We start from the raw sequence: 23,476 nt of genomic DNA on the forward strand, positions 1-23,476 counted from the left end.
TTACTTTAATTTTAAAGTGGCCCCTATTTTAAGGTCATCTGAGATGGTAGGGTTCATTTTGCGTATGCTAGCAATAGATATGCCATATTTATTGGCTATTTTCCATAAGCTATCACCGCTTTTTATTTGATAAGTAGAGGGTGCTTCGGTAGACTCTGAACTCGAGCTAGTTGCTGGATTTCTAGAGTGGATGTACAGCCTTTGTCCAATACGTAAATTATTACTCCTTAAACTATTCCATCGTTTGATCTGGCTTACTCTCACTCCGTATCTGTTGGCTATTTTACCTAGGTAATCTCCGGTTTTAACTCGATATACCGTTCGGCTTTCTGCTTTGAGAAGTTCTGGTATTGGTTTTTCTATTTTTTCAAATTCCGCTTTCGCGAAAGCGTACACCGCATCTTCATTACTAACAAATTTTGCCGCGTCCCTTATAGGCAATCTCAAATTGTAACTTCTGCCATCAACTACCGGGATAATATCCAACTTATAAGAGGGATTATGAAATTGAATCACTTCCAGATCCTGATCCGTAAACTGAGCGACGTGTTCTAAAGAAATCATTCTTTTAATACTAATGGTGTCGGTAGCAATAGTTTTATATAAGGTCTGTTGTGGCTGGAATCCATGCTCTGGCGCATATTTAAACAGATACATCATCGCCTGAAAAGCAGGGACATAACCAGCCGTTTCTCGTGGAAGATAAGGCCTGATGTTCCAGTAATTTTTATAACCACCACTGCGACGTATCGCTTTATTCACATTTCCTGGGCCAGAATTATAAGCTGCCAGCACCAAGTCCCAATCTCCATAGATATTGTACAAACTGCGCATAAATTTACAAGCTGCTTGGGTAGATTTTATAGGATCCATGCGCTCATCTACATATGAATTTACTTCCAGATCAAAACTACGACCTGTAGTAAACATAAATTGCCACAATCCTGTAGCTCCTACTCGACTCTTGATACGCGGGTCTAAAGCACTTTCTACAACTGCCAAGTATTTCATCTCTAGGGGTATATCATACTGATCGAGATAAGGCTCAAATAATGGGAAATAATAATCACTCAATGTCATCAACCGCTCCATATATACCCGTTGGTAACTGAGCTTTTTATTGATCAGCTTTTCCAGTACTGGATTGTAATCTATCTGAAAAGGTGTGGTTTCATTTATAGCAGCTAGTCGTGCTTTAAGCGTGTCAGTGGGAAGTGTTTGTTTTACGGTTTCACTATAATCCATTTGTACCAATTCATTATACATATAATCGTATAAATCATTGTTGTACAGTTCATTAAGTAATTTTTCGTCAAAATCGTCTGCCTCTGGATACCTCTTTAAAGGCTCACCAGTCACAGCGGTATCCACTGCTATTTCTTGGACAGGTATTTCTCTGACCATCTTCGTTCCTAATTCTAACGAATCCTTTTCCGTTTGCTGCTTTTTAAGCTCTTTACGATCAGTTACTTTTTCTAGAGTATTTGTAGAGTCATGCTTTACTTGCGCCTTTGACAGAAAAAACAGGAAAGAGAAAAGAAAAAAGAGAAGGTATTTGTTCATTTGTTGATTTTAGTTGTTTGAAAGACATGCTTTAAAAACAGTCCTTTTTTCAAAAAAAGGGCTCGCCTGAGTTCACTATTCTTAAGAAAAGCGCGGCGAGTTTAATTTATGATTTTATGAACCTACTTCTTCATTGCAGCAATACCAGGAAGTACTTTTCCCTCTAGCATTTCTAGCATTGCACCACCACCAGTAGAAACATAACTTACTTGGTTATCAAAACCAAATTGCTTTACTGCAGCTACAGAATCTCCACCACCTACTAACGAGAAGGCACCGTTTTTTGTTGCCATTGCGACAGATTTACCTAAAGCGACGGTCCCTTTTGCAAAAGGTTCCATTTCAAAAACTCCTGCTGGACCATTCCATAGAATGGTTTTAGCGCCTTGAAGTACGTTGTGGAAGTTTTCACGAGATTTTTCTCCTATATCAAGACCCATCCAGCCATCTGGAATTTCATCAATAGCAGATTTATCAATAGATGCCAATTCTGAAAAAGAGTTTGCTATGATCACGTCTACTGGTAAATGTATGTTGGTATTGGTCTCCTTAGCTTTAGCAATAATTTCTAAGGCTAGTTTTTGTTTATTATCTTCTACTAAAGAATCTCCTATTTTTCCATCCTGGGCTTTAATAAACGTATAAGCCATTCCGCCAGCGATGATCAGATCATCTACTTTAGTTAATATGTTCTCTATTACGGTAATTTTAGAGGATACCTTTGCCCCTCCTAAAATCGCTACTAGCGGTCTTTCGGGAGTTTTCAAAACTCTGTCAAGACTTTCGATCTCGCGATTCATGAGCATCCCAAAACATTTTTCTTTAAAGAATTGGGCAATTATTGCCGTACTCGCATGAGCCCTGTGAGCAGTCCCAAATGCATCATTGATGTAGACGTCTCCTAATTGTGATAATGCTTTCGCGAAAGCGGTATTTCCAGCAGTCTCCTCTTTATAATACCTAAGGTTCTCTAATAATAGTACTTCCCCTGGCTCCAGATCATGTGCTGCCTTTTGAGCAAGCTCCCCTTTGCAATCTTCTACAAACTTTACCTGTACCCCTAAAATATCGCTAGCCTTCTCTACTACATGGCGCAGTGAAAATTCTTCTTCTTTATTCTTAGGACGACCTAGATGCGACATTAAAATCACCGAACCACCCTGTTCTAAAACATAAATAATAGTGTCTTTTGCAGCCTCAATTCTAGTCGCATCAGTTACCTTAAAGTTCTCGTCTAGTGGTACGTTAAAATCTACTCTAATCAACGCTTTCTTATTGTCTAAATTAATCTGGTCTATAGTCATCTTTTGGTATTCAAAATTGTTTAAAAACAAATATAACGGTTCTCTATTTACCATGGGCTTATTGTTATTTAAAGAAAACTAAAAAGTGAAGTCATTTCAAGTTTCCTGACCTAAGGGGTTCCACTTATATTTGCAATATGCAATATCAAGACGTTTTAGGACTAGAACACATCAAAAAGCACCTGCAATCTACGGTGCAAAACGATCGTATAGCTCATGCTCAGTTATTAGTCGGTCCTACTGGGAGTGGCGTTTTACCTCTTGCTGTTGCTTATGCGAGACATATTTTATGTGCTGCTTCTAATGAAAGCTGTCATGCACAAGTCAATAACCTCGCCCATCCAGATTTACACTTTTCTTTTCCCATGCCATCCTCTGTTGGAAGCAGCACTACCAAGACAACTTCAGACATGTTTTTAAAGGAATGGCGTACTTTTTTACTTTCTAACCCTTATGGAAGCTTACCAGACTGGTATAAAGCCATCGATATAGAAAAAAAGAATGCTGAAATACGCGTAGCAGAAGCGCAACTCATCATGAAAAAGCTAAGCTTAAAATCTTATGAAGGAGGTTTTAAAGTGGTCATCATTTGGGGTGCTGATAAAATGAATACCGAAGCCGCAAACAAACTGCTCAAGCTAATAGAAGAACCTCCTGCAAAGACTATTATCCTGCTTGTTGCCGAATCTGAGGATCGAATTATCAATACCATCAAATCCAGGTGTCAAATTATCAGTGTTCCTAAACTCCATGCTGCTGTCATTGCTCAAGGACTACAAAAAAATCTTCAATTAACTGAAAGTCAAAGCTCTATAGTTTCAAGACAAGCAGATGGAGATTACAGAAAAGCCGTACAGTTTTCACAAAATAGCGCTGAAGAACTGCAATTTGAGCAGTGGTTTGTAGAATGGGTACGAACAGCTTTTGTAGCAAAAACAAAAATGACTGCCATAAACGATCTTATCGAATGGGCTCAAAACATAGCCGCAGTAAACCGAGAAACGCAGATACGTTTCCTTATGTATAGTATGGAATTCTTTAGACAGGCCATGTTGAAAAACTACAAAGCAGAAACCGCAGTATATCTATCTCCTCAAAGCGGTTTTGACCTAAGTAAATTTGCCCCTTTTGTAGACGGAAATAGAATGATAAAAATACAAAATCAACTTCAAGAAGCCATTTATCATATCGAACGTAATGCTAATGGCAAGATTGTTCTTACTGATTTGAGTATAGGAATGACGCGTATCCTACATTCTAAATAAGTTTAGAATTAAATATTTGAGCCTTTTAATAAATTTTAATCTCTAATAGTTAAAAGGCTACCTCATTTTGTTACATTAGATTAAAAAAATGATGTTCACCTACTCTGGGATAATCCTTATTCTTGCCTTTCTGCTAGTAACCTATTTAATGTCTGCTTATGAAAAAATGTTTGATTGGGGGAAAACATTTGAAGACTACTGTCTTATGTATAAGGACGTATTTAACCCTATCGTTGTTAGATTAAGTATCATTATCATCTTAAGCATAGAAATTACACTAAGTACCCTAATCGGTATTGCCGTATATGATATCATATCCGTTCAAAGTTTGCTGTATGCGCAATACGCATTTGTACTTTCAGGTTTTCTTATTATTATTTTACTAGTAGGTTTAAGAATCGTAAAAGATTACTCCGGTTCTTCAGGATTAGGAATTTACCTTATCATTAGCATGATAGGACTCTTTTGGTCTCAATATATTTAATATCTATAGTAAATTTTATTTGTATAAGTAAAAACTATAAATTTAGGGGCTAAATCAAGTCGTTTAAGCTTGTTTAAATAAATCGACAGCAAATATTGTTGTTGGATCAAAAAAGCGCTTTTAAAACAATTTAAAAGCGCTTTTTTAGTATGTAAGTGATGGAACTGGGCTCTTTAGTAACAATTGCCGTTAAATTAGAGAGCAACCCAATGAACATTCCTAAAAGAAAAGGGAAAGGTGATTTTTTATATCTAGATGATAAAATCGAAACATAAAAACTGTCCAGCCACATGGGTTTCATTTTTATGATTTCAAAATCCTTTTCAAATAGACTTCTTACCGCTTTTTTATTAAAGTGAAATAAATGTCTAGGCACATCATAACCGGCCCAATACTTTCCATAAAACTTAGCATCATAGGATTCGTAATTAGGTAAGGCTAAAATCAAAACACCTTTTGGTTGTAACAACTGAAGTATTTTTTCTTTCTGCTTTTCTACATCTGGAACATGTTCTAATACATGATACATAGAAATAAGCTCAAAACTATTTATTTCAAAATGTTCCAAGGTCGGTTTTAAATCGATTCCTTTTTCTAAGGCTACCTGCCTTGCTTTTTCACTAGGTTCAAAACCTACACTTTCAATTCCGCAATCTTGTAATGCTCCAATCAGATCTCCTACCCCGGCACCTATATCCAACACTCTTCCTGTTAAAGTAAATTTCTTAATTAAAGAAGTCTTTGATTTTAAATTAAGGCCCTTAGCAAAATTATAACATTGTGCAAAAAAGGATGTTGAAGAATCATCATGAGAAAGATAATCTTTGCTTTCATAATATTTATCTAACTCCTTTGGTTGAGGAATAGTTTTTATCAATTCTGTATGTGGATCCCTATACAACTCAAACTCTTCCTGAGTCAGAAAATAATCATTGAGTGTGAGAAAGTGTTTTGAGAAATTCAAATCCATTAATTGTTTCACGTGAAACTATCGGCCCATGTGTACTAATAGTACAGAGATATCACTTGGCGAAACACCAGAGATACGACTGGCTTGCGAAACCGTCACGGGTTGTATTTTAGTTAGTTTTTCTCTAGCTTCATAAGAAAGTGATTTGATACTTTTAAAATCATAATTAGACGGAATCTTTACATTTTCTAATCTGTGGAGTTTATCTGCATTGTCTTTTTCCTTTGAAATATATCCTGCGTACTTCACATGTACCTCTACTTGTTCTAAAATATCATCATCTAATTCGTTCTCTTCTAAATACGCCTTCACCTGAGAAATAGTTTTAATATCTTCCAGATTGATCTGAGGACGAGAAAAGACTTTAAACAACTTGTCATTTTGAGTAACTACTTTACTTCCTTTTAACTCGAGTAAAGCATTCATTTCCTTATAATCATAGCTGGTATCACGTAAAAACTGAACCATTTTTTCTGATTCATTTGCTTTATGCTCTACTCGGCTCAAAGCCTCCTCGGTGACGATCCCCAACTCCACCGCCCTAGGTGTCAATCTTAAATCAGCATTATCTTGTCTTAATAGAGTTCGATATTCAGCACGTGACGTAAACATTCTATATGGCTCATCTGTTCCTTTTGTTATTAAATCATCTACAAGTACGCCTATATAGGCTTCATCTCTTTGAAGTATAAAAGATTCTTCATCTCTAATTTTACGTACCGCATTTATGCCGGCCATTAAACCTTGAGATGCTGCTTCTTCATAACCTGTAGTACCGTTAATCTGTCCAGCAAAATACAAGTTGCTGATCAACTTCGTTTCTAGTGTATGCTTTAATTGTGTAGGGGGAAAATAATCATACTCAATGGCATACCCAGGTCTGAAAAACTTGACTTTCTCAAATCCTACAACACTACGCAATGCTTTAAACTGAATATCTTCAGGTAACGAAGTGCTGAAACCATTTACATACACCTCACAAGTATTCCAACCTTCTGGTTCTACAAAGATTTGATGCCTGTCTTTAGTGGCAAAACGATCTATTTTATCCTCTATACTTGGACAGTACCTAGGGCCTACAGATTTGATTCTGCCATTAAACATAGGAGAACGATCAAAGCCTTCTCTTAGTAAATTATGTACCTCCGGACTCGTATAGGTCATATGACAATCCCGTTGATGTTTTAACGAACTGGTCAAATTGCTGTAACTAAACTTTGAAGTAAATTGATCACCAGGTTGAGGTTCCATTTTAGAATAATCTAATGACCTTCCATCAACTCTTGGTGGTGTCCCTGTTTTCATCCTTCCCGACTCAAACCCTAATTCTACCAACTGTGCAGTGATACCAGTAGAGGCTCTTTCTCCTGCTCGTCCTCCACCAAAGTTTTTGTCCCCTATATGGATCAATCCATTGAGAAATGTACCATTAGTTAGCACCACAGCTTTAGATCTAATTTCAATACCCAAAGAAGTGCGCACCCCTACTACTTTTTCACCTTCGATAATTAATCCAAGAACCATTTCCTGATAAAAATCCAGAAGCGGAATTGCCTCCAACTGCATTCTCCATTCTTCCGAAAAACGCATGCGATCGTTTTGTGTTCTTGGAGACCACATCGCAGGACCCTTAGATTGATTAAGCATCTTAAATTGAATCGCACTTTTATCAGAAACGATACCGCTCAATCCACCTAACGCATCTATTTCTCTAACAATTTGTCCTTTTGCAATTCCTCCCATAGCAGGATTACAGGACATTTGTCCTATGGTTTCTAAATTCATAGTAACCAGTAAAGTTCTGGATCCCATGTTAGCTGCGACTGCCGCTGCTTCACTCCCAGCGTGTCCAGCACCTACTACTATTACGTCGTATTCCTTATCAAACATTGTTTATTGTTTCACGTGAAACATACCGATTTTTTCATTTTCCTTATCACGCATCAATTGCGCTTCAGCCTCCGACTTGTCTCCATAACCACAAAGGTGTAAGAGACCATGTGCCATTACTCTGAGTAATTCGTTTGTTAGGCTCACACCAAAACTACTGGCATTCTCCTTAACCCTATCGGTACTGATGTATATTTCACCATTAATTAATCCCTCTTCGCAATAATCAAAAGTGATGATGTCCGTAAAGGTATCATGATTTAAATAATCCTGATTGATACTTAACAAAAACTCATCAGAACAAAAAACATAGGAAATTTCTCCTATAGTTTTTGATTCGGTCACCGCTATTTGCTCCAGCCATTTGGTATGAATCAACTCGTCCAAATGTTCAAAATCATTCTGATAATTTAATTCAATCATTAGCCTTAAAATAATCCTTTACCTTATTGCGATATTGGGGCTGCAAAGGTAATGCTTGTCTATTTAAAATCTCCTTGTTATTGAAGTACTTAGAGGCATCTGGAATTGGAGCATTTGTGTTGTTATTAAAGTCTCGTAAATTCGTACGAGCCTCCCGTCTATTCTCCTCACCCTGTTCTAATCCAGCATCTCTTAGTTTTAATAAATCCTGCTGTATATCCATCATTCTTTGTTGTACTTCTCTATTAAAGCCTTGGTCTAATAATTTAAGCTCGACCGCCTTCATCTTATCTGTAATATTTCCTACTTTTTCTTCTAAACCTTCCCGACGTATCATATCTTCTAGCTCATTACGCAACTCTTGTTGTTGCTTATAGATTTCATAGATACGCTTGGATTCTTGTTCGCTTTCTCTATAACTTTGATTCTCGCCATCCTCACCGGCATTGCCATTACCGGTACCTGAACCATTCTCACCAGACTTTCCATTCTTTCCTCCGCTACCTTCACCTTCACCAACGTCGCCGCCTTCTCCAAGCGCTCCTCCCTGGCCACTTTCACCAGACTGACCTGACTCCCCGCTTTCAGCACCTTCACCACTCTTGCCATTATTACCTGAGTCCCCCGACGACCCACTTTCACCAGATGATCCTTTCTCCCCATCTTTACCATCCGAACCAGGTTTGTCCCCCTCACCAGATTTGGAAAGACTCTCTTGCTTCTTGATAATATTGGGCAACTGAAAACCTGGACCTCCATCTTTGGATTCCCCCATTCCCGGCATCGGCATGCTATCATTCATAGCATCTAGAGAATTGCTGAGCATCTCTGCAAGTGTATTTGCTCCTTTAAAAACAAATTGCTGAGAACCTTGTCCTTCGCGCATTTCAAACTCAGCGATTTGTTCCAATGATTTTTCTAAATAATAATAAATCTCAGTTACCTCTTTGTTAATATCCTGACCTATTTTAGGATTGCGTGTTGCCAATGCAAACAAACTGTCGTCTACATGTTCAAACGCTCGCTCTAAATCTTTTTGTGCTTTCAGCTTTTTACCTAAATTAGGACTAAGTCTATTCATTTGCTTCATGGATTCCATGAGGGCCTCTTCTTCTAACGAGAACACTATCAGATTATCTAATATTTGACGCAAACTTTCCGCATCTTCTTTTTCCCCTTCTTGAGACATCGAAGACATTTGAGACGCCATACTTGCCGCTTGTTTTTGCATTTTTTGCGCGGCGCTCTTCTGCTTCTTTTTAGCTTCTGATGTTTGAGACTTCTCTAAATCATCACTAGATTCCTCTTGCTCGTCTTTAATTTCTTGTGATTCGACAGGCTCAAATTCCATCTCCATAGGTTTCTTAAGACCCTCATTCTCATCTTCCAATTCTTTCAATTCCTTTTCCCAAGCTTTATACTCTTTATTGAGTTGATCCTGATCATCTTTTTTATTATCTGCGGCCTCCTTCTCTGATTGCTCCTTCTGCTTTTGCGCTAACTTTTCTAGTTCTCTACCCAACTGCTCAAACTTCTGTTTTACGTAATACCTTTTAGTGAGCTCTACAAGTTGTTCTAAATTTCTCTTTTGCTGCTTGGATTTATTCTTAGACTTATCCATCTTCTCTTTCAATTCCTCAGGAGAAAGTTTGTCCTGATACTTTCGAAGCTCCTTAAGAAGCTCTTCATTCTTCTTTAGTTCCTCAGAACTTTTCTCCATTCGGTCTTCCAACAATTCCTTTATTGGGTCCTTTTGAGTATTCGATTTTTGAAAGTTATCTTTCATCTTCTCTAGTTCCTGACGCATTTTTTGTTCCTGCATCTGTTGGTTCTTTAAAGCCTGATCTAACTTACGCTTGTCATTAAAACTACGATCCTTTTTTTGTAATTGATCTTTTGAAATTTCATCCAGTTTAACTTGTTGCTTTTGTTGCTCTTTAACAGCTTCTTCTAAATTGGCGAAGGATTCCTTTTGTTTAGTAAGCTGCTTCTCCTCAAATTCGTCTGTAGACAGCTTGCGGTAAGAAAAAACTTCAGATTTTGTCGACTTATAATTGTTAACTGCATCATTATCAGTAACTTCAAAGTAAAACTGATAGCTTGTACCCGCTTCTAAAGGAACAATACCTGGAAACGTGAGTAAAAACTGATCATAGGTGCCCCGATTAGAACCCACATCATAACTTTTAGTCTTTGAAACATCATCAAATGGATAATAAACAAGTTTTATTTTACGTATTCCATAATCATCTGCCACTTGACCTTTAAAATACATCAGATCGGAATCTATAGAATCCTTTTTCATTTTTATATCTAATTCTGGATATTCGTCTTTTACCACATCAATTTTAAAATTGAGGGATTCGTATTCTTTGATATAATCGTTAGAAGTTGCTACAGCGTATTTAAGAGGTTGCAATACCGCTTTAGCGAAAGCGAAACTGCCATCCATCTCCTTAAACTTATTCCTATTCTCTGATGTAATAAAATCTACTTGAGTTGTTTTTGATGTATTCAGTGTCCATGTAATTTGGGTTCCTTGTGGCACGATTGCATTACCGGTACTCACCAATTTCTCATCTCGTTTACCAGTGTGCGATGGATAGTCCAAAAAAAGTTCCAAACCATTAATAACAGGCACATCTTCTACATTTAGCAGAAATTTGCTACTAGTCACATCGTTTGCTGACAATTGAAAATTGATCGCCTCTAGAGGTTTTGAAAATATAAAACTGAATTTTCCTGGGGCCTCTTGGGTTAAAAAATAAGTTTGATCCTTATAATTAATACTTGCATTCTCCGGAATTTTACGACCGCTCACCTCAACATACAGCTTAAAATCCCTACGTTGCAGAGTGCTTAAATTTTTATTGAGAATTGAAAAGCTAAAAGGGGCTGGGGGTACATACTCATTATTAAAATCAGCTACACGCTTAGCACTATCTGTTAATAATTCATTATTTCCTGTAAAAAACAAACCCGCGATGATCGCAACAGGGATTGCGAGATAAGGTAAAAACTTTTTATTCTTTCTATAATCAATAGCAAGGCTGAAAGGAATGGGTTTAAGAGCCTCACTCTTTTGATTGATACTTGCCCAAGTCAACTCATCATCGCCTCCGTTTTTATGAAGCTGTAACACATTGATCAATTTATCTGAAACTTCAGGGAAGTGTGTTCCTATAATCGAGCTTGCATCTCTAAAATTAATTCCTCTAGACAACTTCAATAGTCGCGCTAACGGAATTCCTACAAAACGCACCAAAAGAAATAATTCCGTCGTAATAAATAACCCAAACAAGAATGTTCTCCCCAAAGGATTGAGCCATAAGTAATATTCTATAACAACCGTTAATAAAAAATATAACAGGCCTAGCGCGACAAATAAAATCACACCGCGTATTAAAGCGTTGCGGTAGTATTTACTGATAAAACGTTGGAGCTTTTGCTCTATAATCTCAAAGTTTGTCATTATCTATATAGTCGCGTACTTATCGTAAATATAACGGATTAGAGTGACGTTTATGATCGGAACAACAAAGACCTTGAAATTGGATGAAAAGCCTTAAAATACTATTTAAAATAAATCTGCTCACCGCAGACGTTTAAGTAGTCCTTTATAATTATAATCGTACCTATAATTGGAATGGATGATTGCTATTTTAAATGTCTCGTCCCCAAGAAATGTGGATATAAAGAGCTTTTATATCACATAATTTAAAAAACACTGCCTTTAGCAACAGGGGGAAATTCCTGGACATCGCCTCCGCGACCCTTTCCTAATGGATACGGAAACAGAGAATATCCCATAAGATAACATCGATCCTTGAACCGGAAAAACCTACTAGCTTGTTAACTATTCCTCCATACTACTAACTAATCCATATCTTTACAGCACCTTAAAAATTCTAAGAAATGAGTACAGATGTACGTGTAAGATTTGCTCCTAGTCCCACAGGACCGCTTCATATAGGTGGTGTGAGAACAGCACTTTTCAACTATTTATTTGCCAAAAAGCACAATGGGACTTTTATCCTACGTATAGAAGATACCGATCAAAACAGGTATGTAGAAGGCGCAGAAGAATATATAATAGAAACATTAAACTGGTGTAAGATTCCTTACGATGAGGGCCCAGGAAAAGAAGGCAACTACGGTCCTTACCGCCAGAGCGACCGCAATAATATGTACCGTGCTTATGCAGAGGAATTAATCCAGAAAGATGATGCTTATTATGCCTTTGACACTGCTGAAGAATTAGCAGAAGCAAGAACTATTTGTGAGGCAAATAAGGAAACTTTTATTTACAATCATAACAATAGATCAAACTTTACTAACTCTTTGACGTTAAGTCCAGAAGAAGTAAAAGAGCGATTAGATCGCGGCGATGAGTACACCGTACGTTTTAAACCAACTTTGAAGACTTTAAACATGTACGACGAAATCCGTAAAGGAATAGAAATCGATACTGCTTTACTAGATGATAAGGTGCTTTTTAAAAGTGATGGTATGCCTACTTATCACCTCGCCAATGTTGTAGATGATCATACTATGAAAATTTCTCACGTAATTCGCGGCGAAGAATGGTTACCTAGTATGGCTTTACATATATTGTTATATGAAAGCTTTGGTTGGGATCGACCTAAATTTGCACATTTACCACTGATTTTAAAACCTACTGGTAAAGGAAAGCTGAGCAAGCGCGATGGAGACAAGATGGGATTTTCTGTATTTCCATTAGAATGGAAAGATCCTAAGTCTGGTGAGATTTCTACTGGTTTTAGAGAAGATGGTTTTCTGCCAGAAACGATGGTCAACATTCTTGCATTTTTAGGCTGGAATCCGGGATCAGATCAAGAGATTTTTAGTTTGGAAGAATTGGTTCAAGCTTTTAGCTTAGGTAAAGTAAATAGCTCTGGGGCAAAGTATGATCCTGAAAAGGCAAAATGGTTTCAACAACAATGGTATGTGCATCAAGATGATGCTGTTGTTGGTGCCGCTTTCGCGAAAGCGTTACAAAACAAAAACATCCCCTACGGTTCTGAAGATTATGTAAGCATGGTAGCTGGAATGGTAAAGGAACGCGCTGTATTTACAGAAGATTTATTTGAATTGGCTGGTTTCTTTTTTACAGCACCAGATACCTATGATGAGAAAAATGCTAAAAAATCTTGGAAAGAAGATACTAATAAAATCATGTCTGACATCATCCAAGTGATAAAGGACACCGAAGAAGATACCGCTGCTGGATTGAGTACTGCCATTAAAGGCTGGATTACTTCTCAGGAAATGGGATTTGGGAAAGTAATGATGCCATTGAGACTTGCACTAGTAGGAAGCCTTATGGGACCAGATGTATTTGAAATTGCCTCTATGATAGGTAAAGAAGAAACTATAAGTCGTATGGAAACGGCGATGGAGAAATTAGGTTAAACCTTCTTTTCACAACAATAAAAAGCCTGCTGAAATTGAGTTTTAGCAGGCTTATTTAAGACCTCTATATTGCTAGAAATAGAACCTTGCACCTACACTTAAAAAACTGAAATTTCCATCTATATCGTCTCCGATAAGATTAGTACCTGTTAAGGAGTCTACCAGTGAATAGTGATAATGAACTGTTGCTCTAAAATTACGTGCGCCTGCAGAAAAACCAATTACACCATTTAGATTAACCGGCATCGTGTTTTGAAATTCTTTTAATGCAATTGGGTTTAATCCTCCTATAAAAGATTCTTCATAACGATCTTCATTGCCTATTTTAAGCTCTCCGTTAAGCTGCAGTGCGGGCCCAGCTTCAATAGAAAAATAATCACTTTGCGCGATTTTCCAAGCGAGTAAAAACTTAATCTCTACTCCTATCATACTCATATCAATTTTGTTATTGGTAAAGTTTTCATTTACTGAGAAATTGTGATTGAAAATACCTAGAGAATAGATCAAATCAAAATCATCTCTAAAGTCACCCCTAGTTTCAAAATTTGCTGACCAACCAGTTCCCTGTGCAACATCCACGTCATCGCTAATAATATTGAAAAAAGTAGCGTCTCCACCTAAGCCTAAGCGATTATTATAAGAATATTTACGACTCATAGCAACATAGTTAACAGAGGAACTATTTTGGTGCATGGAAGTTTCAAAAATAGCATTCCCTACATCTGTTATTGCGGCATTTGTAAAGGGAGCATCTAGCAATTCTTGCGCACTGCTCGTAAAAACTGATGCAAGAATTACTAATAGGAGGACTGTATTTTTCATAATAGGTGTAACAAACTGCACAAACATACTACTAATCTAAAGTAAGCGGGTACAATCAATTTTAAAATATGATCTTACTGCCTTAATAAGGCCAAACTTGTTTACATTTATAATTAATAATTGTCATTAACCTTTTTAAACAAACACCATGGGAGGATTTGGAGTATTTCTAATACCTGTATTACTAGTAATAGGATTTTTCCTGTTATTGGGTACATTTTTCACCGTAAAACAGCAGACTGCTGCAGTAGTTGAACGTTTCGGCAAGTTTACTACTATGCGACAATCTGGTCTTCAACTTAAAATACCCCTTATTGATAAAATTGCTGGAAGAATCAATTTAAAAATCCAGCAACTAGACGTTATTGTGGAGACCAAAACTAAAGATGATGTCTTTGTACGTCTTAAAATTTCCGTGCAGTTTCAAGTAAGAAGAGAGAAAGTTTACGATGCATTTTATAGACTTCAAAATCCACACGATCAGATTACCGCTTATGTATTTGATGTAGTACGTGCCGAAGTTCCTAAAATGAAACTGGATTACGTATTTGAAAAGAAAGATGATATTGCAATCGCTGTAAAGCGCGAATTAAACGAAGCCATGATGGATTATGGGTACGACATCATTAAAACTCTTGTAACAGACATTGATCCAGATATACAAGTTAAGGCAGCAATGAATAGAATTAATGCCGCAGAACGAGAGAAAACAGCTGCTGAATACGAAGCAGAAGCAGATCGTATAAAAATAGTTGCAAAAGCACGAGCAGAAGCAGAATCAAAGCGTCTGCAGGGACAAGGTATTGCTGATCAAAGACGTGAAATCGCTCGTGGGCTCGAAGAAAGTGTAGATGTACTCAATAATGTAGGGATCAACTCTCAAGAAGCAAGCGCACTAATTGTTGTTACACAACATTATGATACGCTACAATCTATAGGTGAAGCGACACAATCTAACTTGATCTTACTCCCTAACTCACCACAAGCTGGTAGCGATATGTTGAATAACATGATTGCAAGCTTTACGGCTAGTGCTCAAATAGGGGAACAAATGAAAAAAACAAATGCTAAAAAAGAGGCAAAAGTAAAAAAGGAAGCACATTCTAAAAGGGATGATTCTAATTATAATGAAGATAGAAGCCAAGAATAAGCACTCTAGAAATAATTCATTTATAAAAACAAAAACGCGATCCTTAGAGATCGCGTTTTTTATGATTTATATTTTTTTATGTAACTACTTTTTTAATTTTAGGAGCTTATTAACCACTTTAAGAACTACTGCTTTTTTTGCTATAGAACTTATAATATTTGTTAGTAAAGAAACAACGGATAAGCTTTCTTTCACTTCATTTACTTGAAGCTTTATGATCTCTTGCTGCACTTGTTGCTGCAATTTAAGATATCTTAGATCCTTATTTATTTCATCAAAATTATTGTAAACCCTCATAATAGTGTATTCTATTGATCTTCTTGATCCTCGCTATCATTAAAAAATAGGATGCTAGCTTTTCTTACTAAAACTTTTTCTAGAATTTTCTTTAAGAAAAAGGAACATAAGATCATTATTAAAATGTAAAAACCACCTACGATAAGATAGCCCAAGGCAATACTATCTAATAACACACCTAAATAAATAGAAAGTGCTATGCTTAAAAAAAGTAGAGCTATTAAAAGGAAAAAACCCAAAATGATTTGATAACTTCCAGCCACCACTCCTTTCATGACTTTTTTAAATACGTCTAATTTATGATAGCTTATCGAGGAATCTATATAATCCTCAATAGCTGTCGTAAATTCTCTAAAGTTGTCTGTTAAGTTGGTTCCCAAATCCTAATATTTATAGTTTTGCCTTTGTTGAGGTTGGCTTTTGCAATTTTGCATTTTGTTCGCGTAATTGTTCTAGCTTACTTTCTAATGCTACGATAGCATCGTCTGCTTTGAAACTAGCACTTGATAACGCTGTTTCAATACGATCCTCTACACTGCCTTTTAATTCTGTAGCTGTAGAGTTTATTGAAGAAGTAAAATGTGAAGCTTTTTCAGAAACCTGTGCATAGGTTTTTCGTGCTTGTTCATCAATATCTCTCTGCGCCTTTTTAGCTTGTTTTTTAATTTTCTTTCTGGTTTTCTCTCCACTCTCTGGCGCATATAACAAACCTGCTGCTGCTCCTATTGCTGCTCCTGCTGCTAATGCTATTAATGTATTTACTGATTTAGACATAGTATTTGTTTTATTATTAGATTCAAAGATAATTCTAAACCGAATTTTTCTTAGTTAATAACAAGTTAAGCTTAAACGAATTAGTTTTAAATCAACCCTAATTGGTTACTATTAACCTCAAATTTAGTTAAAACTATACATTTTTGATAATATATTATCAAAAAAGCTCACTCTAGGTGAGCTTTTTTAAAATCATATAACCATATTTTTACGACAGTTGTATATATACAGTTTCTTATCATACCCAAGGTGTCATGCGCTTTTTCCCGTAGAGCGAGAAGACAGCAGCTACTTCTAGCCATCCAACTTATCCCAAGTATCACGTAAAGTAACTGTGCGATTGAATACCATTTTATCTTCGGTAGTATCTGGGTCTACACAAAAGTATCCCATACGTTGAAACTGTACCGTATCTCCTACCCTCAGGTTTTTCATAGCTGGCTCTGCCATTGCTGTAATCACCTCTAATGAATCTTGATTCACAAATTCCATAAAATCTTTTTCCTTGTCTGTATCTGGGGATGGAACCGTAAATAAGCGATCATAAAGTCTTACTTCTACTGGTAATGAATGAGCAACACTTACCCAATGCAAAGTTCCTTTGACTTTGCGCATACTAGCTTCTGTACCACTTCCACTAAGTGAATCTGGATCGTAAGAAGCATGAATCTCTGTAATATTACCCTCAGCATCTTTGATACAGCCCTCCGCTTTTATAATATAAGCGTTTTTAAGGCGTACTTCTTTTCCATTTTTAAGGCGGAAAAATTTTTTATTTGCCTCCTCTTTATAATCTTCGCGTTCCATGTAAATCTCTCTTGAAAAAGGCACTTCTCTAAAACCTCTAGACGCATCTTCCTGACTGTTCTCTGCCTGCAGTAGTTCCACTTTTCCTTCTGGATAATTGGTAATTATCAGTTTAATAGGGTCAAGGACGCACATGACACGATCTGCTGCTTTATTGAGATCGTCGCGTAAATGAAATTCCAGGTGATTCATATCTACCAAGTTGTCCCGTTTCCCTATACCTATGGATGCTGCAAAGTTTTTAATCGCATTTGCCGTGTAGCCACGACGTCGTAATCCTGAAATTGTAGTCATACGTGGATCATCCCAACCCGTTACTATTCCTTGCTCTACGAGTTTCTGAAGCTTACGCTTACTAGTAACTGTATGAGAAACATTTCTACGGGCAAATTCTCGTTGTTTAGGACGTACTTTTTTAGAATCAATAATCTGATCTAAAAACCAATCATACAACTCTCTGTGTGGTAGAAATTCCAGGGTACAAAAAGAATGTGATATTTGTTCTAAATAATCACTTTCTCCATGTGTCCAATCGTACATAGGGTATATTTTCCAAGTATCCCCTGTTCTATGATGTGAGCGATTTACTACTCGATACATGATTGGGTCACGCATCAACATATTAGTAGATTGCATATTAATTTTGGCACGTAAGACATGTTCTGACTCTCCGTACTCACCGTTTTTCATTCCTTCGAAAAGTGCTAAATTTTCTTCTACACTTCTGTTGCGGTAAGGCCCAACTACTCCCGGTTGTGTAGGAGTTCCTTTTTGATCTGCGATTTCTTCACTCGACTGAGAATCAACATAAGCTTTACCATCCTTAATCATTTGTACAGCCCAGTCGTATAGTTCTTGAAAATAGTCTGATGCAAAACGCAACTCGTCCCATTGATAACCTAACCATTCCACGTCCTTCTTAATCGCATCTACATACTTAGCTTCTTCCTTTGCAGGGTTTGTATCATCAAAACGTAAATTCACCGGTTGATCGAACTTCTCTCCTAGCCCAAAATTGAGACATATAGCGCTAGCGTGACCGATGTGCAAAAAACCATTAGGCTCTGGCGGGAAACGGAAACGTAAGTTATCTTTAGAAAGACCATTGTTCAAATCGTCTTCAATGATGTCTTCTATGAAATTGTTCGGCTTTTTATCTTCACTCATTTGTATGCTTTTTTACCATTACAAATTTACTATTTATTTTACTGCTAACATTGTACTAACTATCTTTGTTCGATGCATAAAATTCAATTAAATAACGTAAGAGTGTTTACCAATCATGGCTGTCTTCACGAAGAGGAATTGATAGGTAGTGAATACCGAGTAGATTTACAAGTAACTGCAAATCTCTCTAAAAGCGCAGTTACAGATGAACTCTTAGATACGGTGGATTATGTATCTCTTAATGCTATTATAGTAGAAGAAATGGCGGTACGCTCTAAACTTTTAGAGCATGTAGCGCAACGTATACTAAATCGTGTTTTTAAAGAAGAGTCCTTAGTCCTACAAGCAGAAGTAAAAGTAGCTAAGATCAATCCACCTATAGGTGGTGATGTACAGAGTGTTGTTGTTATAATGAGTCAAGATAAAAAATAATGCTGCTCTTGAATATAAAAATTAAGATTGCTGTATACCAAGAATCATGAAATCATAAGAATAGTTACTTGGTAAAACATTTTACTCCATTCAACATAGGAATAGAGGAAATTATTGTTATTTTTGCCATCTTATTATGGTACCATGGCCGAGCGGCTAGGCATGGGTCTGCAAAACCTAGTACAGCGGTTCGAATCCGCTTGGTACCTCTTAAATCCTCTATCTTCATTGATAGGGGATTTTTAAATTATAAAGGAGTCTGTTGTTGATTCTTAGAGTCAATTACTGGCGTTACCCTTTCTTTAAATTCTTCAATACCTTTTAGTTCTGGATCCACAGGCGCTACTTCTTCTGGCAACAAGTGAAATTGATTTTCGATTTTTTCTGTAGCACTTGGAAAAGTTCCCTTAAAAATCAAAACTGCTCCACAGATAAACATGATGACTGCGATGAAGCGTTTTAACCAATATATACGCAATAAAGTTAGGTGTTTATTCAAACTTTTTGCTAGTATGATCTTACCAATATCTATAACAAAATAGGTTGCCAATACAGACGAGAAAAATACCGTAATACGCTCGCTATCATTATCCAATTGCGGACTAAATACAACAATAAGGCCCAACCAAAATCCCAATACTCCTATATTGATAAAATTAAGCAAGAAACCTTTTATAAATAAAGTGAAGTAATTGTTCTTTTGAACAGTAAAAACATTGGTGTGTACCTCTTTGAGAAAGTGTTTTTTTGTTTTTACAAAAGATACAATTCCATAAATACATAGAATACTTCCTCCAAATATAAAAAGTCCGGGATCGTCTTTAAGCTTTTCAAGAATACTAGAGGTCATGAAATAGGCTGCGAGCAAGAAAACAATGTCAGCGATAATAACTCCTGCGTCTAATGCAATTGCCGCCCTAAAACCTTTGATAGCGCTAGTTTCTAGTAATGCAAAAAATACAGGTCCTATAAGAAAAGCCATTACCAAACCTATAGGTAAGGCTGTAAGAATATCGTCGAGCATTCAAAATTGAGTTGATGCTCAAAGGTAGGAAAACACTAAAGGTTTTCAAATACAGAAAACAATTTGTTATTTTCCTATTTAAATGCTCCACCTGCTCGAGATAAACTCTTCCATGAACTCCACCTTAATCCTTATCCACTATCTCTATTCTACCACCAAATAAGGTTTTTTTCCTCACCTTTAATGGGTTTCCATAAACCATCACATCGCCACCGGCTCTTACACTGATGTCGACTCTTTGAGTTGCATAGACCGCTACCTCGCCACCAGCTTGTACATTTACTTTGGTATAATCTGTTGTTAATCGCGCATTTTCTACAATTCCGCCAGTGTTTACAACTATTATTTGATCTTCTACTTGACCTGATAACTGTACAATACCTCCGGTTACTGCTCTTACATCAAGGTTTTTAACTTTTAAGCCAGCTTTAACGGTCGCACCTTCTTGAACCCTTATCTCTAATCGATCTTGTTCTAACAACTCATTAGACAGGATTAATGAGCCTTCATTTGCATCTATAACTGCAAGTTCTTTATAATATATGTAAACAAAGGTTTCTGTACCATCAAATATTCTTTCAGCTCGCATACGTATTTTTAAAATACCATTTTTTTGAACGTATTCTACATCTTGTGCATCTCTTCCAGATATAATAATTTTATTTTCTGGAGATTTGACCAAATTTACAGTAACGAGATCATAGGCTTTAATGGTATCAAAATCAGAAACTACTGTTTCAATAGGATTTTGTGCTACAGATAGTAAAGAGAAAAGAATTGCTGTGGTAAGTACTAATTGTTTGATCATGATAATATTTTTTTAAAGACTCCTTATTTTTTAATTTGTTACAGTTCATTTAATACACTAATAAAAAAGCGGTACTTATTTCTAAATACCGCTTTTAATAACTAACCAAAAAAAAAATGCTCTTAATGATCTTTATTTTATGATATCCAATTCTCCTACCTATATTATAATTTACACCACATCTAATGTCTTTTGCCCTTCCAAGTACCACCGTATTTATAACCTGCTGAGGATTGATGTTTTTCTGTACAAGACTTACAGCAAAAAATCCATTCGTTATTAGTACCTATTTGTACTCGATACATAACCGTATCTTCATTTTGACAAGTAGCACAAATTTTAGTTTTCATAAATTACAGCTTGGAGTGACCTTTATGTAAAATTTCCACCCAACAATTGATTTATAACAACTATTAAGAATAAAAAGCTCTAATTTTTTTCCACTTGTTCCTTACTTCCGATCATCCAAAAATCTAAGTGTTTCTTGACAAGATCTGCATTTTTTACTTTTACATAAACCTCATCTCCTAGCGTATAGGTATTTTTAGTCTTACGACCCACAACAGCAAATTCTTCTTCTACATATTCATAACTATCATCATCTAGATCGCCTAGTCGTATCATTCCTTCGCACTTATTAGCCATGATCTCTACATAAATACCCCAGTCGGTAACTCCAGTAATAACACCTAAGAAATCCTCATCAGAATGATCTTTCATATACTTCACTTGCATGTACTTGATAGAATCACGTTCTGCTTTTGAAGCTAATATTTCCATTTCTGAAGAATGCTCACATTTTTCTTCAAAAAGTTCTTCACTTGCTGTTTTACCACCATCTAAATAGTGTTGCAATAATCTATGTACCATTACATCTGGATAACGACGTATAGGACTGGTAAAATGCGAGTAATAATCAAATGCAAGGCCGTAGTGACCTATATTACTAGTAGAATATACCGCTTTGGACATGGTACGTATCGCTAAGGTATCAACCATGTTTTGTTCTTTACTCCCTTTTACATCATTTAATAATTTATTAAGTGACTGAGTAACCGTTTTACGATCACGTAAATCCAAAGAATGACCAAATTTTACTACAATGTTCTTAAGTGCTCCTAATTTTTCATCATTAGGTTCATCATGAATACGATAGATAAAAGTCTTTTTAGGTTGTTGTTTACCTATAAATCCGGCTACTTTTCTATTGGCCAGTAACATAAATTCTTCAATTAGTTTATTAGCATCTTTAGAAGTTTTAAAATAAACTCCTACAGGTTCTGCTTTTTCATTTAAATTGAACTTCACTTCTGATTTATCAAAACTTAAAGCTCCGGAATCCATTCGTTCCACACGCATTTTCTTAGCCAGTTCATCTAACTTTAAAGTCGCTTCTACGATGGCAGGATGTATAGAAGTTTGCTTTTGCGAAAGCGATATATCAGCAGGTATTTCTCCTTTACCAGTTTCTATGATATGTTGAGCTTCTTCATAAGCAAAGCGCTGGTCTGAATGAATTAAAGTACGACCAAACCACTCGTTATAAATCTTACAATTATTATCCATTTCAAAAACAGCAGAGAAACACAATTTATCCTCATGCGGATTTAACGAGCAAACTCCGTTAGAAAGTACTTCTGGAAGCATAGGTACTACTCTATCAACAAGATAAACAGAGGTAGCGCGTTCATAAGCTTCATCATCCAGTATTGTTCCTTCTTTTACAAAATGAGAAACGTCAGCGATATGAATTCCTATCTCGTAATTTCCATTTTCTAGAACTTTAAATGATAAGGCATCATCAAAATCTTTAGCATCTGCAGGATCAATAGTATAAGTAAGCGTGTCTCGCATGTCGCGACGCTGTTCTATTTCTTTCTGAGAAATAGTTTTATCTAACTCTTCTGTGTAGTCTTCTACTTCAACTGGAAATTCATAAGGAAGACCGTACTGTGCTAAAATAGCGTGAATCTCTGTATCGTGTTCACCAGGTTCTCCTAAGATATCTTTTACTCGACCATTAGGGGAATCTTGTTTATCATTCCATTCTACAAATTCTACAAGAACGACTTGACCATCTTTTGCTCCATTGATCTCGCGACCTGGAATAAAAAAATCAGTTTGAATTTTAGGATCGGTAACTTTTACAAAAGCAAACTTTTCATGTACCTGAATTTCACCTACGAATTCTGTCTTTTTACGTTTGATCACTCTGGTAATCTCGCCTTCTGGTTGAGAACCTCGCTTTCTATTGTATACATATACTTCCACTTCATCGCCATTGAGTGCTTGACCTAAAGAACGTTTAGGAATCATGATATCTTCATCCAGTTCTTCAGTGATCACATAACCCGTACCGCGAGTACTTACATCTATTCTACCTATATAATAATCTATGGCTTTAATGATCTTAAACTTGCCACGATCTATTTCTTCAATTTTACCCTTGGATTTAAGCTGGTGTAATTTTTTTATGACCTGATTACGACCGCTAGAATCGGTAATATCTAGTTGGGCACAAATTTGCTTGTAATTGTAACTCTGATTTGGATCTTGCTTAATAGCATTTAGAACCGACTGACTCAAATTCGGAAACTTCGTCTTTGAGTTTCTTTTTTTATCTTTATTCATATATCGTACAAAGTTAATCTTTTAGTATTGCTGAGTGCTAAATACTTGTGAAAAGCAATAAAATAACATCTTAGTTAACTTAGATTAACATTAATTTAAGAAAATACTTTAAATTTGTAAGATTATTTCATTCTATTTGCTGATCATCGTTTCCCTATGCGTGTCAAAAAACCTTTATTATCTACATTTATATTTGCAGGAATCCTTCTTGCAGGTATTATAGTATTGTATA

The 23,476-nt window shown here is 36.2% G+C and carries 19 protein-coding genes and 1 tRNA gene; 6 read left to right on the top strand and 14 right to left on the bottom strand.

Annotation, left to right across the window (positions count from 1 at the left end; genetic code table 11):
- Window positions 1–1,563 carry a lytic transglycosylase domain-containing protein gene (locus tag F0365_RS04885; protein ID WP_169932668.1) on the bottom strand — a complete coding sequence of 521 codons (1,563 nt, stop codon included), beginning with the start codon at window positions 1,561–1,563 and terminating at the stop codon, window positions 1–3.
- Window positions 1,564–1,685: 122 nt separating this feature from the next.
- Complete coding sequence (locus F0365_RS04890; RefSeq protein WP_169934762.1) at window positions 1,686–2,867, bottom strand: phosphoglycerate kinase; 1,182 nt, start codon at window positions 2,865–2,867, stop codon at window positions 1,686–1,688.
- A 137-nt stretch (window positions 2,868–3,004) separates the two neighbouring features.
- Here F0365_RS04890 and F0365_RS04895 point away from each other — a divergent pair, with 137 nt between their 5' ends.
- Window positions 3,005–4,132 carry an ATP-binding protein gene (locus tag F0365_RS04895; RefSeq protein WP_169932669.1) on the top strand — a complete coding sequence of 376 codons (1,128 nt, stop codon included), beginning with the start codon at window positions 3,005–3,007 and terminating at the stop codon, window positions 4,130–4,132.
- Between the two features lie 88 nt (window positions 4,133–4,220).
- Window positions 4,221–4,616 carry a hypothetical protein gene (locus tag F0365_RS04900; protein ID WP_169932670.1) on the top strand — a complete coding sequence of 132 codons (396 nt, stop codon included), beginning with the start codon at window positions 4,221–4,223 and terminating at the stop codon, window positions 4,614–4,616.
- 130 nt (window positions 4,617–4,746) lie between these two features.
- Here F0365_RS04900 and F0365_RS04905 read toward each other — a convergent pair whose 3' ends face one another.
- The 4 genes from F0365_RS04905 to F0365_RS04920 are packed head-to-tail and all read right to left on the bottom strand — an operon-like array spanning window position 4,747 to window position 11,371.
- Window positions 4,747–5,598: a class I SAM-dependent methyltransferase gene (locus F0365_RS04905; RefSeq protein WP_240961915.1), complete on the bottom strand. Its 852-nt coding sequence runs from the start codon at window positions 5,596–5,598 to the stop codon at window positions 4,747–4,749.
- Window positions 5,599–5,604: 6 nt separating this feature from the next.
- Window positions 5,605–7,476, bottom strand: coding sequence for a tRNA uridine-5-carboxymethylaminomethyl(34) synthesis enzyme MnmG (mnmG, locus tag F0365_RS04910; protein WP_169932671.1), 1,872 nt, complete (start codon window positions 7,474–7,476; stop codon window positions 5,605–5,607).
- 3 nt (window positions 7,477–7,479) lie between these two features.
- Entirely contained in the window at window positions 7,480–7,899 is a 420-nt protein-coding gene (gene ybeY / locus F0365_RS04915) for an rRNA maturation RNase YbeY (RefSeq protein ID WP_169932672.1), read from the bottom strand.
- Window positions 7,892–11,371, bottom strand: a complete 3,480-nt coding sequence (locus tag F0365_RS04920) for a hypothetical protein (RefSeq protein WP_169932673.1) — start codon at window positions 11,369–11,371, stop codon at window positions 7,892–7,894. Before F0365_RS04920 ends, ybeY begins: the two co-directional genes overlap by 8 nt.
- 443 nt (window positions 11,372–11,814) lie before the next feature.
- Here F0365_RS04920 and gltX point away from each other — a divergent pair, with 443 nt between their 5' ends.
- Window positions 11,815–13,332 (top strand): glutamate--tRNA ligase, encoded by a 1,518-nt coding sequence (gene gltX, locus F0365_RS04925; protein ID WP_169932674.1) that lies wholly within the window; start codon window positions 11,815–11,817, stop codon window positions 13,330–13,332.
- A gap of 72 nt (window positions 13,333–13,404) precedes the next feature.
- On the opposite strand, the gene F0365_RS04930 is transcribed toward gltX, so the two are convergent.
- On the bottom strand, window positions 13,405–14,154 hold the full coding sequence (locus tag F0365_RS04930) for a hypothetical protein (protein ID WP_169932675.1): 750 nt from the start codon (window positions 14,152–14,154) through the stop codon (window positions 13,405–13,407).
- A 148-nt stretch (window positions 14,155–14,302) separates the two neighbouring features.
- Between F0365_RS04930 and F0365_RS04935 the strand changes: the two genes are divergently transcribed.
- Complete coding sequence (locus F0365_RS04935; RefSeq protein WP_169932676.1) at window positions 14,303–15,304, top strand: SPFH domain-containing protein; 1,002 nt, start codon at window positions 14,303–14,305, stop codon at window positions 15,302–15,304.
- Between the two features lie 308 nt (window positions 15,305–15,612).
- Here the strand turns inward: F0365_RS04935 and F0365_RS04940 are convergent, their stop codons facing one another.
- From F0365_RS04940 to F0365_RS04950, 3 genes are all read right to left on the bottom strand, one after another.
- Complete coding sequence (locus F0365_RS04940) at window positions 15,613–15,981, bottom strand: phage holin family protein (protein WP_169932677.1); 369 nt, start codon at window positions 15,979–15,981, stop codon at window positions 15,613–15,615.
- 10 nt (window positions 15,982–15,991) lie between these two features.
- Window positions 15,992–16,375: a YtxH domain-containing protein gene (locus tag F0365_RS04945; protein WP_169932678.1), complete on the bottom strand. Its 384-nt coding sequence runs from the start codon at window positions 16,373–16,375 to the stop codon at window positions 15,992–15,994.
- A 294-nt stretch (window positions 16,376–16,669) separates the two neighbouring features.
- The gene (locus F0365_RS04950; protein WP_169932679.1) at window positions 16,670–18,349 is read right to left on the bottom strand and encodes a glutamine--tRNA ligase/YqeY domain fusion protein; all 1,680 of its coding nucleotides are present in this window, start codon (window positions 18,347–18,349) and stop codon (window positions 16,670–16,672) included.
- Between the two features lie 72 nt (window positions 18,350–18,421).
- Between F0365_RS04950 and folB the strand changes: the two genes are divergently transcribed.
- The gene (gene folB / locus F0365_RS04955; protein WP_169932680.1) at window positions 18,422–18,781 is read left to right on the top strand and encodes a dihydroneopterin aldolase; all 360 of its coding nucleotides are present in this window, start codon (window positions 18,422–18,424) and stop codon (window positions 18,779–18,781) included.
- 138 nt (window positions 18,782–18,919) lie between these two features.
- Window positions 18,920–18,990, top strand: a tRNA-Cys gene (locus tag F0365_RS04960).
- A 38-nt stretch (window positions 18,991–19,028) separates the two neighbouring features.
- Here the strand turns inward: F0365_RS04960 and F0365_RS04965 are convergent.
- The 4 genes from F0365_RS04965 to rnr form a co-directional block, all read right to left on the bottom strand.
- Complete coding sequence (locus F0365_RS04965; RefSeq protein ID WP_169932681.1) at window positions 19,029–19,805, bottom strand: LysE family translocator; 777 nt, start codon at window positions 19,803–19,805, stop codon at window positions 19,029–19,031.
- 124 nt (window positions 19,806–19,929) lie between these two features.
- A complete protein-coding gene (locus tag F0365_RS04970; RefSeq protein ID WP_169932682.1) occupies window positions 19,930–20,613 on the bottom strand; it encodes a head GIN domain-containing protein in 684 nt (227 codons plus the stop codon).
- A 182-nt stretch (window positions 20,614–20,795) separates the two neighbouring features.
- Window positions 20,796–20,963 carry a hypothetical protein gene (locus F0365_RS04975; protein ID WP_169932683.1) on the bottom strand — a complete coding sequence of 56 codons (168 nt, stop codon included), beginning with the start codon at window positions 20,961–20,963 and terminating at the stop codon, window positions 20,796–20,798.
- Window positions 20,964–21,042: 79 nt separating this feature from the next.
- Window positions 21,043–23,244, bottom strand: a complete 2,202-nt coding sequence (gene rnr / locus F0365_RS04980) for a ribonuclease R (RefSeq protein WP_169932684.1) — start codon at window positions 23,242–23,244, stop codon at window positions 21,043–21,045.
- Window positions 23,245–23,476 lie beyond the last annotated feature (232 nt).

This window comes from Nonlabens sp. Ci31, assembly GCF_012974865.1.
Classification (GTDB): domain Bacteria; phylum Bacteroidota; class Bacteroidia; order Flavobacteriales; family Flavobacteriaceae; genus Nonlabens.

What these genes read in the sequence shown, in the direction of transcription:
- F0365_RS04885 (WP_169932668.1), bottom strand. Translation starts at nt 1,563, where the DNA reads ATGAACAAATACCTTCTCTTTTTTCTTTTCTCTTTCCTGTTTTTTCTG.
- F0365_RS04890 (WP_169934762.1), bottom strand. Translation starts at nt 2,867, where the DNA reads ATGACTATAGACCAGATTAATTTAGACAATAAGAAAGCGTTGATTAGA.
- F0365_RS04895 (WP_169932669.1), top strand. Translation starts at nt 3,005, where the DNA reads ATGCAATATCAAGACGTTTTAGGACTAGAACACATCAAAAAGCACCTG.
- F0365_RS04900 (WP_169932670.1), top strand. Translation starts at nt 4,221, where the DNA reads ATGATGTTCACCTACTCTGGGATAATCCTTATTCTTGCCTTTCTGCTA.
- mnmG (WP_169932671.1), bottom strand. Translation starts at nt 7,476, where the DNA reads ATGTTTGATAAGGAATACGACGTAATAGTAGTAGGTGCTGGACACGCT.
- ybeY (WP_169932672.1), bottom strand. Translation starts at nt 7,899, where the DNA reads ATGATTGAATTAAATTATCAGAATGATTTTGAACATTTGGACGAGTTG.
- F0365_RS04920 (WP_169932673.1), bottom strand. Translation starts at nt 11,371, where the DNA reads ATGACAAACTTTGAGATTATAGAGCAAAAGCTCCAACGTTTTATCAGT.
- gltX (WP_169932674.1), top strand. Translation starts at nt 11,815, where the DNA reads ATGAGTACAGATGTACGTGTAAGATTTGCTCCTAGTCCCACAGGACCG.
- F0365_RS04930 (WP_169932675.1), bottom strand. Translation starts at nt 14,154, where the DNA reads ATGAAAAATACAGTCCTCCTATTAGTAATTCTTGCATCAGTTTTTACG.
- F0365_RS04935 (WP_169932676.1), top strand. Translation starts at nt 14,303, where the DNA reads ATGGGAGGATTTGGAGTATTTCTAATACCTGTATTACTAGTAATAGGA.
- F0365_RS04945 (WP_169932678.1), bottom strand. Translation starts at nt 16,375, where the DNA reads ATGTCTAAATCAGTAAATACATTAATAGCATTAGCAGCAGGAGCAGCA.
- F0365_RS04950 (WP_169932679.1), bottom strand. Translation starts at nt 18,349, where the DNA reads ATGAGTGAAGATAAAAAGCCGAACAATTTCATAGAAGACATCATTGAA.
- folB (WP_169932680.1), top strand. Translation starts at nt 18,422, where the DNA reads ATGCATAAAATTCAATTAAATAACGTAAGAGTGTTTACCAATCATGGC.
- F0365_RS04965 (WP_169932681.1), bottom strand. Translation starts at nt 19,805, where the DNA reads ATGCTCGACGATATTCTTACAGCCTTACCTATAGGTTTGGTAATGGCT.
- F0365_RS04970 (WP_169932682.1), bottom strand. Translation starts at nt 20,613, where the DNA reads ATGATCAAACAATTAGTACTTACCACAGCAATTCTTTTCTCTTTACTA.
- F0365_RS04975 (WP_169932683.1), bottom strand. Translation starts at nt 20,963, where the DNA reads ATGAAAACTAAAATTTGTGCTACTTGTCAAAATGAAGATACGGTTATG.
- rnr (WP_169932684.1), bottom strand. Translation starts at nt 23,244, where the DNA reads ATGAATAAAGATAAAAAAAGAAACTCAAAGACGAAGTTTCCGAATTTG.